This is a genomic window from Vreelandella andesensis, assembly GCF_003989795.1.
In the GTDB taxonomy this organism is placed as follows: Bacteria; Pseudomonadota; Gammaproteobacteria; order Pseudomonadales; family Halomonadaceae; genus Vreelandella; species Vreelandella andesensis.
The window spans coordinates 92578-108208 of sequence record NZ_RZHG01000022.1; the positions used below are offsets into that span (position 1 = coordinate 92578).

At 52.9% G+C, this 15631-nt stretch carries 12 protein-coding genes; 2 read left to right on the plus strand and 10 right to left on the minus strand.

The window, feature by feature from the left end:
* Window positions 1-63 precede the first annotated feature (63 nt).
* Window positions 64-1473, plus strand: a complete 1410-nt coding sequence (locus ELY33_RS13135) for a PhoH family protein (protein WP_126948367.1) — start codon at window positions 64-66, stop codon at window positions 1471-1473.
* Window positions 1474-1600: 127 nt separating this feature from the next.
* Here ELY33_RS13135 and ELY33_RS13140 read toward each other — a convergent pair whose 3' ends face one another.
* The 10 genes from ELY33_RS13140 to ELY33_RS13185 form a co-directional block, all read right to left on the minus strand.
* Window positions 1601-2659, minus strand: a complete 1059-nt coding sequence (locus tag ELY33_RS13140; RefSeq protein ID WP_244208609.1) for a YihY/virulence factor BrkB family protein — start codon at window positions 2657-2659, stop codon at window positions 1601-1603.
* Window positions 2656-4440, minus strand: coding sequence for a proton-conducting transporter transmembrane domain-containing protein (locus ELY33_RS13145; RefSeq protein ID WP_126948368.1), 1785 nt, complete (start codon window positions 4438-4440; stop codon window positions 2656-2658). The genes ELY33_RS13140 and ELY33_RS13145 overlap by 4 nt, the downstream gene beginning before the upstream one ends.
* The gene (locus tag ELY33_RS13150; RefSeq protein WP_126948369.1) at window positions 4437-5942 is read right to left on the minus strand and encodes a complex I subunit 5 family protein; all 1506 of its coding nucleotides are present in this window, start codon (window positions 5940-5942) and stop codon (window positions 4437-4439) included. Before ELY33_RS13150 ends, ELY33_RS13145 begins: the two co-directional genes overlap by 4 nt.
* Entirely contained in the window at window positions 5939-7429 is a 1491-nt protein-coding gene (locus ELY33_RS13155) for a complex I subunit 5 family protein (protein WP_126948370.1), read from the minus strand. The genes ELY33_RS13150 and ELY33_RS13155 overlap by 4 nt, the downstream gene beginning before the upstream one ends.
* Window positions 7426-8106: a hydrogenase subunit MbhD domain-containing protein gene (locus ELY33_RS13160; protein ID WP_126948371.1), complete on the minus strand. Its 681-nt coding sequence runs from the start codon at window positions 8104-8106 to the stop codon at window positions 7426-7428. The genes ELY33_RS13155 and ELY33_RS13160 overlap by 4 nt, the downstream gene beginning before the upstream one ends.
* A gap of 46 nt (window positions 8107-8152) precedes the next feature.
* Window positions 8153-8818, minus strand: coding sequence for an alpha/beta hydrolase (locus ELY33_RS13165; protein ID WP_126948372.1), 666 nt, complete (start codon window positions 8816-8818; stop codon window positions 8153-8155).
* Between the two features lie 73 nt (window positions 8819-8891).
* Window positions 8892-10661 (minus strand): SLC13 family permease, encoded by a 1770-nt coding sequence (locus ELY33_RS13170; RefSeq protein ID WP_126948373.1) that lies wholly within the window; start codon window positions 10659-10661, stop codon window positions 8892-8894.
* A 262-nt stretch (window positions 10662-10923) separates the two neighbouring features.
* Window positions 10924-11127, minus strand: a complete 204-nt coding sequence (locus ELY33_RS13175; protein WP_009101184.1) for a cold-shock protein — start codon at window positions 11125-11127, stop codon at window positions 10924-10926.
* A gap of 188 nt (window positions 11128-11315) precedes the next feature.
* Window positions 11316-12980, minus strand: coding sequence for a GMC family oxidoreductase (locus ELY33_RS13180; protein ID WP_126948374.1), 1665 nt, complete (start codon window positions 12978-12980; stop codon window positions 11316-11318).
* A gap of 26 nt (window positions 12981-13006) precedes the next feature.
* On the minus strand, window positions 13007-14518 hold the full coding sequence (locus ELY33_RS13185) for a CoA-acylating methylmalonate-semialdehyde dehydrogenase (protein WP_126948375.1): 1512 nt from the start codon (window positions 14516-14518) through the stop codon (window positions 13007-13009).
* 137 nt (window positions 14519-14655) lie between these two features.
* Here ELY33_RS13185 and ELY33_RS13190 point away from each other — a divergent pair, with 137 nt between their 5' ends.
* Entirely contained in the window at window positions 14656-15558 is a 903-nt protein-coding gene (locus ELY33_RS13190) for a LysR family transcriptional regulator (RefSeq protein WP_126948376.1), read from the plus strand.
* Window positions 15559-15631 lie beyond the last annotated feature (73 nt).

Sequence of the window (15631 nt, forward strand, 5' to 3'; positions counted from 1 at the left end):
ATCTAAGCGTAAAGTGCATCTGCCAGTGTCGATGTTGCCGTCAACAAAGGAGTAATTTCCACGATGGTACGACTCGATAAGAAAGCGACTAGGCTGTATGTCCTAGACACGAATGTCCTTATCCATGACCCCGCCGCGCTCTACCATTTTGATGAGCACGACGTGGTTATACCCATGACAGTCCTTGAGGAGCTAGACAAGCACAAAAACGGCATTCGTGAGATTGCCCGCACGGCGAGGCAAGTTAGCCGCACACTTTCCGACTTAACCAACCAAGTCACCTTCGACGAGATCCAGAAAGGCATTCCTATTCCCCGCATCAGTGGTGAATCTGGCCGCCTCCACTTTTTGTGCTACAACGACCTTAAGCCCTTCGATTCCCTTGATGATAGCCCCGATAATCGTATTTTGGCGGAAACCTGTCGGCTACGCGATGAGCGCCCAGACGCTTCTGTCATCCTGATTACCAAAGACATCAACCTGCGGGTGAAAGCGGCCGCACTTAAAGTGCCGGTAGAAGATTATCTGAACGACCGCGCCTTCTCTGACAACGATGCAATGATTGAAGGCGCACAGGTTTACGCCGCAGCGGGGCAGGATGGTGCATCACTGTGGGAAGCGCTTAATGTCGAGGTTACCGTTGAACGTATTGACCACCATACTTTTTATCAGCTAAGTGGCAACATGCCTCGCCACTGGCATGTTGGTATGCTGGTATCCGATAGCGAAAATGGCGCTGAGTTTGAAGCTATTGTGCGCGAGCTTTCACCGTCTTCTGCCCGACTGCAGTTACTCACCAACTACCGTCACCATGCTGGCGTATGGGGCGTTCACGCCCATGACAGTCGCCAAAACTTCACACTCAACCTATTGATGGATCCCGATATTGATCTGGTGACTATTGCGGGGAATGCAGGCACAGGCAAAACCTTCATGACGCTCGCGGCAGCGTTTCAGCAAACACTGGACGCCAAGCTTTTTGAACGCATTGTGTTTACCCGCGCACCTATTCCCATGGGCGAAGATATCGGTTTTCTACCAGGCACCGAAGAGGAGAAAATGTCGCCCTGGATGGGAGCCTTCCACGACAATATGGATAACCTGCTGCGTAACGAAGAGGGAGAATCAAGCTGGGATAACGGCGCCACGCGTCAGCTGATTGGCTCGCGTGTGCAAATCCGCTCGCCGAGTTTTATGCGCGGGCGCACGCTGAACGATACGTTTCTAATTATTGACGAGGCACAAAATTTCACGCCTAAACAACTCAAGTCGTTGGTGACCCGAGCAGGTCGAAATACCAAGATTGTTTGTTTGGGTAACGTTGGTCAAATAGACACTCCCTACTTAACCGCCAACACCTGTGGCATGGCTGCCGTTGTAGAACGGTTTAGGGACTGGCCCCATGCTGGGCATATCACGCTGAAAAGCGTTGAGCGCTCACGCTTAGCGCTGGCTGCCGAAGAACTGCTGTAATTCTTTCCCGCTTTTCAATCACTATTCTTAATCACTAGCCTTAATCACTAGCCTTAATGGCCCTGCCACCAACACGATCACCGCGACTCTTTTTTGTCACAACACCGCCCAGTTGAACTGGGCGGCATTACGTAGGCGGTTGTTTACCCTCTGATTGACGTTGGGCATCAAGATGATAAGTATCAAGGTGATAGGTATCAAGGTTCTCGCTATTCCAAGGGTTCTCAACACCAATTGTATCGGCGGCAAATGCCCCGCGTTCGCCAAGAGGGCGCGCCGCGCCAACCGTTGTATCGTTACAGGTTTGGCGCTCCATTTCACAGTTAAGCTCCGCGCCAAATAGCACCACAAACGCTGATAGCCAAAACCATAACATTAGTGCCACAACAGCTCCAAGAGAGCCATACAACTCACTAAAGGTAGAAAAATAGCGTACGTAAAGCGACAAGCCGCCAGACCCTAGCAACCACATCACGGTAGCAAAAAGCGTACCGTAACTTAACCAGCGCCATTGGGCAGAACGTCGGTAGGGAGCGTAACGATATAGCAAAGCAATAAGCGCGCTCATCAGCACCAACAGTGCCGGCCAGCGCAGCCATTTCAAAACACTATCTACCGGTGGCTCAATTGTCAGCGTATCAACTAATACCGGGACTATGGCAATAAAACCCAGTGACACAAGCGTCATTGTGATCATACCAAAGGTCAACGACACCAACACCACTCCCCGCAACAATAGCGAACGCTTTTCATGTTCGCCGTACACGACGTTTAAGCCAACAACCAGCACGGAAACACTTTTCGACGCAACAAACATCGCAATCAACAGTCCTGCTAGCGCCGTCATCACATTGCCAGCTTCCGTGCTTTCCACGACTTTTTGAGCCTGTTGATCAATTAAATTCGCTGCATCCGGTGGCATAAAGCGGCTAATTTCATAAAGCTGTCGACCTGCCTCAACAGGGTCAAACAGCAACCCCCAAAGGGAAATAACGGCTGCTATCGTAGGAAAAAGCGCCAGCAACGCATAAAAAGCGACGCCCGCCGCAAACATGGTAATGCGATCACGTCGGGCTGCATGCAATACACGCCAACTAATATCGTGCCACCCTTCACGAGGGATATCGTCGGGCACTATCGCTTTCCTGCCACGCCGGTGAGTATCCACTCTCTCTTTGTGGCTCATCGCAGTCCCTCCCACATTAGCAAAAGCGCCAGTATGACAGCGAACGCCATCATCAAACCGCTACCATGATGACGCATCCATGCTTCTGCGAATAACCCTCTTTTCAAGTGCCCCATTAACGTTCGCTCAAGGGCTAGCGAGAACGTAACGCTCGCCATTTTCACTTTTTCACAGGCACGGGCGATAACCCTTAAGGCGCGCAGCCCTCTCAAAGTAAGATCACTATACAGCCACCATAAATCGCCCGCAGGCAGCGTTTGAACAACAGCGTGACGACGCCAGCCAGCGCCGATCAGAACCCCAACGACAACGACCATGACCCCAACGGGGAAAGGCCAGCTCAGACTTAACCATTCAGAGGCTGGCGGCACCTCGACGCTGCCCACGGGTAGCGGAAGCCATATTGGCGTCACCAGAGCAGCAATTAAGGCAGTCAGCCAGGCGCCCCACTGAAAAGCATCACTGCCCCCTGAATGCCGTTGTTGCCACTGACGCCACACGCAAACGCTGACCAACGCAGAGGTGCCAATAGCCGCCCAGGTCAATAGCATAATTAACCCTTCGTGATGCATTTCATAAAGCGCACTCTTAACGCTCCATTTACTCAGCATCCCCGCCGCCAGCGCACCCGTCAGCGACACGCCTGGTAAAGCAATTAGCGCAAACAGCAACGGCTGGGGCCAACGAGGCATATGCTCGCTAATGCTGGTGCCCAGAAATAGCGCCCCTTTTGCCAGCGCATGGTGAGCGGCAAATAACACCACACCGGGCAATATCAGCGACCACACGTCTGGGGCGGCTAGTCCCATGGCCACCATCGCCGTGAGCATCCCCATTTGACTGATACTGGAGTACGCCAGTACCGCTTTTGGGTGACGCTGCCAAACGCCATACAGCGCTGCACCAAACGCGGCTGCTAACCCGGCCACTAACATAATGTTGCCCAGTTGAATGAGCGCGGGCGACAACCCATCAACGCCCAGCGGTAATACGTTGATCCAACCTAACAGCCCTGCTTTAATCATCGCGCCACTCAGCACGGCACTGGCGGGCGCAGGCGCCACCGGATGAGCCAACGGCAACCACACATGAAGACCAATAACGCCTGCTTTCACCCCAAAACCAAGCCATAACAAAAGCGCCATCAGGGCACCGTCATCAGCAGCAACAATGCCTTCTCGCACCCCCTTGAGCGTCAGGGTCTCTGCGCTGCCGGCTACCCAAAGAAGGCCACCAAGAATAAGCCCCTCACCAATAACAGCCAGGGCTAAGTATGCCCTTGCGCCTAGCCGCGCCTCGTTACTACCGCTATGCAAAACCAGGGCATAGGCAGCAAACGTCATCAATGCAAAGCCCAGATAAAAACTCGCGATATCTTGCGCAATAATCAGCAACACATTGCCTAACAGCGTGAGTGGCCACAGTAGCGCTAACCGCTGACATCGACGCTGGGCACCCTGATCGCCCGCCTGGGCTTTTCGTTGCTCTGCGGAAAAATAACCCCGAGCATGAGCTGCCGCCAAACTCCATAACAGAGCAGTAAAGGCGAGCCACGGCCGGCTCAAGGTATTTAACTCCCAATAACCGCCTAGCATCCAGGCATCGATTGTCCATTGGACCTCGCCACTAAAGGCCAGCAGTAACGCGGGCCAAGAAGCACTAATCCAGAGCAACGGAAAATAATCACGGCTAGCAGCAGGCGTTCGATATGCCTGCCACACCGTGCTGCCCGCAACACACAGGGGCCAAAGCAACGCCGCCAGCAAAAGTAGCGTGATCATGGCAGATACTCCCCTACCGCCACACGGGTCGCCCAGTCCAACGGACTAAATGGCAACCCTGCCAGCAGCCCTGCCCCAAGACTCACCACCGCTGTGAACACCGCAGGCCATAATAACCAGCCGTGGGTTTCCATGCGCCCAAGACACTGTTCATTAGGCCACTCGCCTTTCCCATGGGCCGGGCCCTCGCGGAACCAAAGGCGATGCAAGACGGGCAGAAAGTAAATCGCATTCAAGGTACTGCTTGCCACTAATACGGCAACCACCCAATACCTCTGTGCCTGAATAGCACCAACACCCAAGTACCACTTAGTGATAAAGCCAGCGATAGGCGGCAGACCAATCATCCCAAGTGCCCCCACGGTGAATGCCAAGCTGGTAAGTGGCATACGTTTCCCGGCACCGTCCATTTCATCAATACGATGGATACCTAGCTCTTCAGCGTAGTTACCTGCACAAAAAAACAGCGTGACCTTCATCAAGCCTTGATGCAGTAGATGCGCAAGCGCACCAATCGTACCGAAGGGGCCAAACAGACTAACGCCCAGTATGACGTAGGAAACTTGGCTAATAGTGGAAAACGCCAATCGGGGCTTTAGTTCTTGTTGGGCAATCGCGCGCAGCGAGCCGTAAATAATCGTGATTGACGCCGCAATAGCTAGCACGGTGGTGACACCAAGCGCTACGCTAAGCTCAATGCCATAAAGATCATAAATCACCCGAAGGATGCCAAAGGCACCTGCTTTTACAACCGCAACCGCATGCAACAGCGCACTAACCGGCGCAGGCGCTACCATTGCTCTTGGCAGCCAACCGTGCAACGGCACCATGGCAGCTTTAACCGCTAAACCACCCACCAACAAGGCAAATATCAGTGTCAACAAGCCACGATGATCATTGAGATAAGGCGATAACCCCCGCTCAGAAGCGAACGAGTGGTCGCCCGTTAAGCTGTAGAGCAATACCACACCGAGTAGTAGCACCACCCCACCTGTTAAGGTATAACGCAGATAGACTCGTCCTGCTGCTAGCGCCTTGGCGGTGCCTGAGTGGACAACCAGCGGGTAGGTAGAAAGGGTCAACATTTCGTAGAAAATCAGAAACGTAAATAGATTACCGGCTAACGCGATACCCAAGGTACTCGCGACACACAGACTGAAAAAGCCAAAAAAGCGTTTGCGGTTCGCCGCCCCTTCTAAATAGCCGATCGCGTAGATGGTCGTACACAGCCACAGTAATGAAGAGAGCCCCGCAAACATCACCCCTAACGCATCAGCTCTTAATACAAACTCAACGCCGCCCACTATCTGGAAACTAAAGGTGTCTTCAAAGCCCTGAGAGACCCGACCAACCATCAAGGTGACCAGGATAATTTTACTAACCGCGGCAAGCAGGTTAATGCTGGTACGTAGCCGCCGCGCGTCTTCAGGTAGAAGAAAAATAACCCCCGCGGCAACAAGGGAAACTGCTAACGTTGTTAGCGGTAGCCAAGCTGCATTCATGCGCCACCTCCCTGCAATAGCGCCAGTGGTAGGTGAGCCAATAAGCCGAGTGCAAAGGCCGCTAACGCCAAACAAAGCGCAATAAGATCCATGCCGGGCGCTAATGGTTGGTACTGATGTCGAGGCGCCGTTTCATCGAAGGAGTAGCGAAAAACACGAAACACATAGGCAGCCGTCAGCAGCGTACCTATTAATAGCGCAGCAACAGCTACCCATTGCTGCGTCATCACCATCGCCTGGAGTAGCAGCCACTTTGCTGTGAACCCTGCACTAGGCGGTAGCCCCATCAGCGTAACGGATGCAATACCAAAAATAAGCAGTGATAGCGGTAACCGGCGGCTAGTCCCCGCCAGCCCCTTAATTGAGCTTTCACCAGTGGCAATAATTAGATTGCCAACGGCCATAAACATAGCCGCTTTTGCCAACGAGTGGCCCATTAACTGTAGCCAAAAACCTTCCCAAGCCAGCGCGCCGGGGAGCGGCGAAACAGCAGACCCCAGCAACAGGGGAAAAGCCACCATTAAGTAACCCAGCTGACCTACCGTAGAAGACGCCACCAAGGTTTTAAGCGATTCGGCACGCCACGCAATTAGCCCGCCCCAAACGATCGCTAGCATGCCCAGCCATGCCACCAAGCGCGGAGCAAACAACGCATCGGGAAGCAAAATGCCCCACAGCATGATCAGCATAAACAGCGAGGCTTTAATCACTAACGCCGCATGTAGTGCACTCACCGGTGTCCAGGCATTTTCATGCACAGGCGTTAGCCACCCGTGAAGCGGAAAAAGTGCCGCTTTCAGCGCCAATCCCGCACCTATCAGGGCAGCCGCCACCCAGGACACCGGGCTAGGCTCAACAACCTCAACCAAAGATTTGAGGTCAAGTTCCCCCCAATACCCAAGCAGCAAAGCCACACCAAGCAGGTAGGCAAGAGAGCCAACCAACGCTAACAGCAAATACCGCATACCCGCTTTTAGCGCATCTGGCTTACCTGAAAGCAGTAACATACCCACGGCAGCTAGCCCCATTAGCTCTAACGCGGCGTAAAGGGTTAATAGATCCACCGCTAGCCAAATAAGCGACAGCGCACTAATCAGCACACCCATCAACGGCCACAGCCATCGCGCGTGTTTACCGGGGTTGGTCAGTTGCAAATGTCCCGGCGTGTACATGGCAGCCGCCGTCCCCACCCACTGAGTGATCATTAACATTAAACCGCTCAGGCCGTTAAAGCGCAGCGACAGCTCAACGCCTGCAATATCCCATTGCCAACGCAGTAACCCCACTTGCAGGTAGTCGACAATCAATAGTGCTCCAGCCAGCAAAATTGGCAGGCACGCAAGCGCAACGGGGAATAGGCGGCGCGGGGTAAAAAATGCGCCTAACAGGCCTATAAATATCGGTAACACTAAGATTGCCAGCAGCGCCCAGTGGCTATACCACTGCGGTTCAAACGTGCTTTCGTACAAGCCAAAGCGCCATATCATTGCGCATGCCCCGTAGCGTCACTGTCACTTTCTAGTGCGAGCAGACCTTCTAACGAAACCAGTTGCCGAATGAGCAGCACGCCTAACAAAGTACCCAGCCAAGCAATGGTCAACCCCACGCTGATCAATGCCTGTGATCCAGGCATGGTGCCCGCCATTCCCGCTAGCAAAAGAAACACACCAGACCCCAAAACATTGAAGGCCATTAAGCGGCGCAGCATATGTCTGTGTAGCGCAAATGCCCCCATTGCTGTGGCTACAATAACAACGGCAGCGATAATTAGCGGATGCTCTGTCGGTGAGTAAGCCATGTCAGGCAATAAAAACCAAATGGCGCCACCTATCATCACACTCCAGGCCAGCGCCAACACTGCGCGTACCACTTTATGAGACCAACGATGGAGGGAGCGGTCATAATGGGGCACCTTTTCAGCAGTGGCAGGGAATGCATTCAGTGCATAAAAAAAGCTGCCCCCCGTCAGCGTCAACCCGAGTACAAGCTCTGCCAACGCCAACCCAGGTGCATCAAACAGCCACCACGAAAGACTCATCAATAACGCAAATAGCAAAAACAGACTACTCGCCCGTTTTAAGTGGCGATCAAACAAACAGGCAAGCGCTGCGGCTACTAGACAGAACGCTACACCGACTTCTACATAGTCAATTGACGCTATCATAAGCCTTCGCTGATTCCTTGCATCGGCTGCGGGTTTGGATGCTCGGCTAAGCTAAACGCTCGCTTAGCCACTTGCCAATATCGTTAACCTGCTGAGGGCAAAGCGCATGCGCCATAGGGTACTGGCGATAATTAACCTTGTAGCCCATTTCTTTTAGACGATCGACACCACTTCGCCCCAGGGTTTCAGGAACGATGGGGTCAAAATTGCCGTGGTGTGCTTCTATCGCTATATCGCGATTGGATTCAGCTAAATCGATGCTATCGGCTGTCGCAAAATAGGTCGACATAGCCAACAGCCCACCAAGAGGCTGAGGGAATGAGAGCGCCGCCTGATAGGCAACTGCACCACCCTGGGAAAACCCAGCAACGATAATCCGCTGGCTATCGATCCCTTGATCGATCTGCTCTTCAATTAATGCCTGGATGCGTTCGGCAGATGTTTTCAGCTGAGCTTCATCCACCCGACGCCCTAAATCCATAGCGAGAATGTCATACCACGCGGGCATTACCATGCCGCCATTAATCGTGACCGGTAAACGCGGCGCATGGGGCATAATGAAACGTACATGTGCGGAGTCCGGTAGGTTAAGGGCTGGTACTAGCGGCTCGAAATCGTGCCCATCGGCACCCAACCCGTGAATAATAAACACGCACGCGTCGGCAGGTTGACCATTTTTCGGTTCAATAATCAGTTCGCCTGGGGCTGTCATGAGCTCGTTCCTTGCTGACGTTAAAAGCGCCACCCTAGCGCAAAGTAGCGCGTTGGGCGAGTCATTTACCTGCTTAAAACGGCCAAACTAGTGGAATAAGCGTTAAAGCAATGGCCCCCGTCAATAGGTTTAGGCCGCCACCAACGCGCAAGAAATCGCTGACCCGATAGCCGCCTGGGCCATGCACCATGAGATTCGTTTGATAACCAATCGGCGTTAAAAAACTAGCCGAGGCAGCAAACATTACCGCCACCACGTAGGGCATCGGATTAACGCCCAGACTTTCCGCCGCCGCCATGACCACCGGAAAAATGATCACCGCAGCGGCATTATTGGTCACTAGCTCGGTCAACATGGCCACGACGCAATACGTAGTAATTAAAAGTAGCATCGGGTTACCCGCCACCAACGACAATACACTACCCGCTAGGAAATCCGCCGCGCCGGACGTCTGCAGCGCAGCCCCCACCCCGAACGATGCCGCAATGGTCAGAAGTACCTGTGTATCCAGGCCACGTTTAGCAGCCCCCACGGAACAACAACCGGACAACAACGCCAGCGCTGCACCCAACATGGCGGCATTTAGCATGCTTAATACGCCTAACGCCGCCAGCAGCACGGCCCCCAACAAAATCGCCCAGGCGAGCGGTGCTTTTTCATGCACGGGCCGCGCGGAACCGTTCAGCTCGCTGATCAAAAGAAAGTCTTTCGACTGGCGGTGGCGCTCAATGAAAGGCGGGCGTGCTTCTAACAGCAGCACATCAGCAGGCTGCAAACGCACTTGGCCCAAGTTTCCCGTCACTCGTTCGCCGCCACGACAGATTGCTAATACAACCGCGCCATACAATGTTCTAAAACGCCCATCACGAATACGTTGCCCAATGAACTGGCACTGGTTCGACACCACCGCTTCAACCAAGCGACGCTCTTTAAACTCTTTTTCCAAACTTGAGGCCTCATCACGAGAAGGGATAAGCCCACGTATCTGCTGTAACTCAACAGCGGCGTCCGAGGTGCCCACAAAGACGAGCCGGTCACCCGCTTTTAACTGCTCGCCTGGCCCCACCACACTGACTACGTTGCCAGCGCGCTCAATTTCAACTAAGAACAGCTCTTGAAGATGGCGCAGCCCAGCCTCTTCCACCGTACGGTCAACCAGCACGCCCACAGGATCAACTTCCATTTCAATGGTGAACTCGCGAGGGTTCGCAAACGCTTTTGACATCCCCTCTCGTGAAGGTAATAAACGTGGCCCCAAAAAGATAAGATAAGCAAGGCCCGCCAGAGCGACAGGAATGCCCACCCATGCCAAATCAAATAAGCCCATTGCCAACGCGGGATGGCGTTCTACCAACAGCCCATGAACGACCAAGTTCGTACTCGTGCCAAATAGCGTAATGGTGCCACCTAAGATAGAAGCAAAGCTGAGCGGCATTAAAAGCCGCTGGGGAGAAAGCCTTAACCGTCGGCTCCAGCTCATGACAGCCGGGATGTAGGTAGCGACAACGGGGGTGTTATTAAGAAAACCACTCAACGAGGCCACAGGTAGCAGAAGCCGAACAAGCGCACCACGTTCACTGTTAGGGCGACCCAGTACATAGCGAATAATCAGGTCAATACCGCCAGTTTCACGAATACTGGCAACCAACACGTACATGAACGCTACGGTAAACAAACCACTGTTAGAAAAGCCGCCTAGTGCCTGTTGTGGGTCAATGATACCCAAGGTCATTAACACCACGACGGCACCGAGCAGAATAATATCCGGCCCTAATCGAGACAGTGTCATCAAAGGGAAAATAGTGAGCACCACCCCCACGGCTATCCAAGCATCCAGCAACATACTTTGCGTCCCTAACAAAAAATGTAGGAGTATTGTGCCGCCCTACTGATATTCTAAAAAGTTATTTTTAGAAACACAGTAAGATCAAAAAAGAATATGAGGCGTGAGGCGTGAGGCGTGAGGCGTGAGGCGTGAGGCGTGAGGCGTGAGGCGTGAACAGGGTACTGAAAGGATGGAAAGGATAGAAACAAAAAACCCCGCTTTCGCGGGGTTTTTATGCATATCAGCGTTACACGCTAACAGCGAACATTATAAATTCTAATTAAAGAACTTTAATGTTAGAAGCCTGAAGGCCTTTTTTACCCTGAGTGACGTCGAAGGAAACCTTCTGGCCGTCTTGCAGAGTTTTGAAACCGTCAGCTTGAATTTCAGAGAAATGTGCGAACAGGTCGTCGCCATTATCGTCAGGAGAAATGAAGCCAAAACCTTTAGTGTCGTTAAACCACTTAACGGTACCAGTTGCCATGATCGAAATCCTCGATGTAGCTTGATGTAGAGCCGGGTAATACCCGAATTACAGTGGGTAGAACAAGAAACTTTCACCAGACTAAACGCTTTGCGTTTCGATACTGCTGACAACGTTCGACTTGCTAACCAACTGTGCTCAGCATGCACCTAACTTAGCTGCACGTCAATATAGTGGTGGAAAAAATGTCAGGCTGATGACCTATCTACCGCCATCATCCACCCCGCTGCTTTTTCAGCAATCATTAACGTTGGTGAGTTAGTGTTACCACTGGTGATGGTTGGCATAATGCTGGCATCCACCACACGCAACCCTGTGACGCCTATCACCCGAAGTTTTGAATCCACAACGGCCATTGGATCGTCGTCGCGGCCCATTTTCGTGGTGCCTACCGGGTGAAAAATCGTCGTGCCAATATCGCCGGCCAATTTGGCCAACTCATCGTCACTTTGATATTGAAGCCCCGGTTTAAACTCTTCTGGCTGATACTTAGCAAATGCCTGCTGCTCGGCAATGCGCCGCGTCACCCGTAAAGAATCTGCCGCTACCTTGCGGTCTTCTTCCGTACTCAGGTAGTTAGGTTCAATGGCGGGCGCAGTTTGTGGATCACGGTTTTTGATCCGTACCGAGCCACGGCTGGTTGGGTTGAGATTGCAGACACTAGCGGTAATGGCAGGAAACCCATGCAGCGGCTGGCCAAACGCATCCAGGCTTAATGGCTGTACGTGATATTCGATGTTGGCATGCTGGTAATCGTCAGAGCTGCGCGTAAAGATGCATAGCTGTGAAGGTGCCATGCTCATCGGGCCAGAACGTTTAAGCGCGTATTCCAAACCAATTTTGGCTTTCCCCAACAGGGTGTTGGCCATCGTATTGAGCGTTTTTGCTCCTTTCACCTTATAAACGGAACGAATTTGCAGGTGATCCTGCAGGTTCTCACCCACCCCGGAAAGCGCTGCCACTACGTCAATACCATGGCGCTGCAGCAATTCGGGGTCGCCAATACCAGAAAGCTGCAAAATTTGGGGAGATCCGATTGCCCCTGCGCTCAGCACCACTTCTTTCTTCGCCGCCACGGTAAGCACTTTGCCCTCGCGAAGAAGCTCGGCGCCTACGCAGCGCGGTTTGCCATCTTGCTGCTCAAACAGCAGTCGATTGACGTGGGTAGAGTGCCAGACAGTCAGGTTAGAGCGCCCTTTGATCGGCCGCAAAAACGCTTTAGACGTATTCCAGCGCCAGCCGCCACGCTGGTTAACTTCGAAGTAGTTGACGCCTTCGTTATCGCCGCGATTGAAATCTTCAGTATGCGGAATACCGGCTTGAACCGCCGCCTCTGCGAAGTCATCCAACACTTTCCAACTTAAGCGCTGTTTTTCGATCCGCCATTCACCACCATGACCATGATAACGGCGGTGCTCGGCATCCCCGTCACCACTCTCATCCAGTCGATGGTGGTCTTCGTGTTTCATGAAATCTGGCAGACAGTTGTCCCACCGCCAAGCGTCGTCCCCGGTCAACTCGGCCCAGTGGTCGTAATCCCGCGCCTGACCACGCAGATAAAGCATCCCATTGATGCTGGAACAACCACCCAGCGTTTTACCCCGCGGATAAATCAATGAGCGGCCATTGAGCCCTTTGTCAGGCTCAGTGCGAAACAGCCAGTCAGTGCGCGGGTTGTTGATGCAATAGAGATACCCGACAGGGATATGAATCCAGTGGTAGTTATCCGGCCCTCCCGCTTCAATCAGCAGTACCTTGTTATTAGGATTGGCACTGAGCCGATTAGCCATCAGGCACCCTGCGGTGCCTGCACCAATCACGATATAATCGAAATTATTAGCAACATCTGACATGAACTGGCTCCCGTAACGTAATGGCGTTACTTCGCCGTGGGCATCACAAACTCAGCGCCCGCATCAATGGAGTCTGACCAGCGCTGCATAATGGACTTCTGCTTGGTGTAAAAACGCACGCCCTCTTCGCCGTAGGCATGTGTGTCACCAAACAGCGAGCGCTTCCAACCGCCAAAACCATGCCATGCCATCGGCACCGGAATTGGCACGTTGATGCCGACCATACCCACCTGAATGCGACGACCAAATTCCCGCGCAACGCTTCCGCTTTCGGTAAAACAGCTCACCCCGTTGCCAAACTCATGGTCATTGATTAGTTGAATGGCCGTGGCAACATCGGGCACCCGAACGCATACCAGCACGGGGCCGAAGATCTCTTCTTTATAAATAGTCATCTCGGGGGTGACGTGATCAAACAGAGTACCGCCCATCCAGAAGCCCTCAGCACAGCCGTCTCCGGTTTGCGTTGCATCTAACTCACGGCCATCCACGACCAGCTGGGCACCTTCTTCCACGCCCTTGTTGATGTAGCCGGTAATGCGTTCATGGGCTTGTCGGGTAACGATTGGCCCCATTTCCGCATCCAGCTGCATGCCGTCTTTCACTTTCAAATCGCTTGCACGTTCGGCCAGCTTGGCCACTACGCCATCTGCTATATCTCCTACCAGCACGGCCACGCTGATTGCCATGCAACGCTCGCCAGCTGAGCCGTAGGCTGCACCGATCAGCGCATCGACCGCTTTTTCTAGATTGGCATCCGGCATTACCACCATGTGGTTCTTTGCCCCGCCAAGTGCTTGCACTCGCTTACCGTGTTTCGCACCACGTTCGTAAATCAGGTTGGCAATCGGCGTGGAACCGACAAAGGACAGCGCTTTAATATCTGGATGGTCGATCAGTGCTTCTACCGAGCCTTTGTCGCCCTGCACCACGTTAAACACGCCAGCTGGCAGGCCTGCTTGCTTAAGCAGTTCTGCCATCATCAGCGACGCACTCGGGTCTATAGGGCTCGGCTTAAGAATGAAGGTATTGCCAGCAGCAATTGCCACCGGGAACATCCACATCGGCACCATAACAGGGAAGTTAAACGGCGTGATCCCAGCCACGACACCCAGCGGCTGGCGCAGGGTCCAGTTATCAATTCCGGTGCTGACCTGCTCGGTATAGTCACCTTTCAGCAACTGAGGAATACCGCAAGCGAACTCAACAATATCGATTCCGCGGGCCACTTCACCCTGGGCATCGGTAAATACTTTGCCATGCTCTTTAGTAATCGCTTCCGCCAAGGCATCTTTGTTGGCATTAAGCAGTTCTAAAAACTTAAACATTACCCGAGCACGACGAATCGGAGGGGTATCTGCCCAAGCAGGAAATGCTGCCTTGGCGGCTTGCACAGCAGTATCCACATCACGTTCAGACGCAAGCACAACGTTTCCGCTCACGTTGCCAGTTGCAGGGTTAAACACATGTTGAGAAAGCCCCGAGCTTCCCTCGTTGATCTGCCCGTTGATGAAGTGATGAATAGCGGTTGTTGTCATTGGCGTACCTTTATAAGCAGATTAAAATAACTAACCTAGTGCCGACAGATTAACTGCCCCTACAGGGCAATCAATTGAGTAATTTTTAACCTAGATATAATTTTTCCTGATATCACAACAATGACAGGTGCTCGCTTATGCAAGAGTACTCAACGCTTCGGGCATTTGTGGCCGTTGCACGTACCGGAAGCGTTTCACGGGCGGCTGACCAACTATGCCTTACTCAACCCGCTGTAAGCCTAAAGTTGAAGCAGCTTCAACAGCATTTGGGGTTAACCCTGTTTACCCGCCGCCCCCAGGGGTTAACACTAACCGCCGATGGCTACGCGTTATTACCCGCCGCTGAAAACGCCCTCGCCAGCGCCCTTGCCTTTGAACAAAGCGCTAGTACGTTACACAGCACCCTGCATGGGAAACTTAAAATTGGCACGATTGTTGACCCAGAGTTTATTCGCCTAGGCAAGTTTCTCAGCCGTTTAATGGCTCGCGCCCCACAGTTGGAAACGGAGCTTCATCACGGCATGAGCGGCAGCGTATTAGCGAAAGTGGAGCAAGGCGAACTAGACGTAGGCTTTTATCTCGCCATGCCAGGAGAAGGTACTGATAACGTCGCACTAGATTGGCGTGAGTTGACCCATTTTCACTATCACATCGTCGCCCCAGCGGGTTGGGAAGCCAAACTAGCGGACACCCGTTGGGAAATACTGGCCACTCTGCCCTGGATCGTTACGCCACCGGACTCGGTGCATCATCGGTTGCTTAAGCACGCGCTAGCAGCGAGCGGTGCCCTACCAAACCGAGTTGCTCAGGTCGATCAAGAAGCGTGCATGTTGGATTTGGTTCGCGCGGGTGTGGGGCTCAGCTTAGCCCGAGACGCGTTAGCAATGGCTGAACGTCAGGAGAGTGGTCTGGCAGTGGCAGATAATGTACGTCTGCCCTGCGCACTTAGCATGGTCTGGCGTAAAGAACGCGCGATGGAACCCACGGTTAAAGCAGCACTAGATACTTTAGATTCGGTTTGGCAATATCGTCTTCGCTAGACAAAATGTATACAGCGAACACCCTTTATGTACAAGAAATAGGAACCTACGTTAATAAATTGGATCAATAGTC

Excerpts from the sequence above, each read along its gene's own strand:
- ELY33_RS13155 (WP_126948370.1), bottom strand. The coding sequence starts at position 7,429 with ATGATATGGCGCTTTGGCTTGTACGAAAGCACGTTTGAACCGCAGTGG.
- ELY33_RS13170 (WP_126948373.1), bottom strand. The coding sequence starts at position 10,661 with ATGTTGCTGGATGCTTGGATAGCCGTGGGGGTGGTGCTCACTATTTTC.
- ELY33_RS13140 (WP_244208609.1), bottom strand. The coding sequence starts at position 2,659 with ATGAGCCACAAAGAGAGAGTGGATACTCACCGGCGTGGCAGGAAAGCG.
- ELY33_RS13135 (WP_126948367.1), top strand. The coding sequence starts at position 64 with ATGGTACGACTCGATAAGAAAGCGACTAGGCTGTATGTCCTAGACACG.
- ELY33_RS13165 (WP_126948372.1), bottom strand. The coding sequence starts at position 8,818 with ATGACAGCCCCAGGCGAACTGATTATTGAACCGAAAAATGGTCAACCT.
- ELY33_RS13160 (WP_126948371.1), bottom strand. The coding sequence starts at position 8,106 with ATGATAGCGTCAATTGACTATGTAGAAGTCGGTGTAGCGTTCTGTCTA.
- ELY33_RS13150 (WP_126948369.1), bottom strand. The coding sequence starts at position 5,942 with ATGAATGCAGCTTGGCTACCGCTAACAACGTTAGCAGTTTCCCTTGTT.
- ELY33_RS13190 (WP_126948376.1), top strand. The coding sequence starts at position 14,656 with ATGCAAGAGTACTCAACGCTTCGGGCATTTGTGGCCGTTGCACGTACC.
- ELY33_RS13175 (WP_009101184.1), bottom strand. The coding sequence starts at position 11,127 with ATGGCAACTGGTACCGTTAAGTGGTTTAACGACACTAAAGGTTTTGGC.
- ELY33_RS13185 (WP_126948375.1), bottom strand. The coding sequence starts at position 14,518 with ATGACAACAACCGCTATTCATCACTTCATCAACGGGCAGATCAACGAG.
- ELY33_RS13145 (WP_126948368.1), bottom strand. The coding sequence starts at position 4,440 with ATGATCACGCTACTTTTGCTGGCGGCGTTGCTTTGGCCCCTGTGTGTT.
- ELY33_RS13180 (WP_126948374.1), bottom strand. The coding sequence starts at position 12,980 with ATGTCAGATGTTGCTAATAATTTCGATTATATCGTGATTGGTGCAGGC.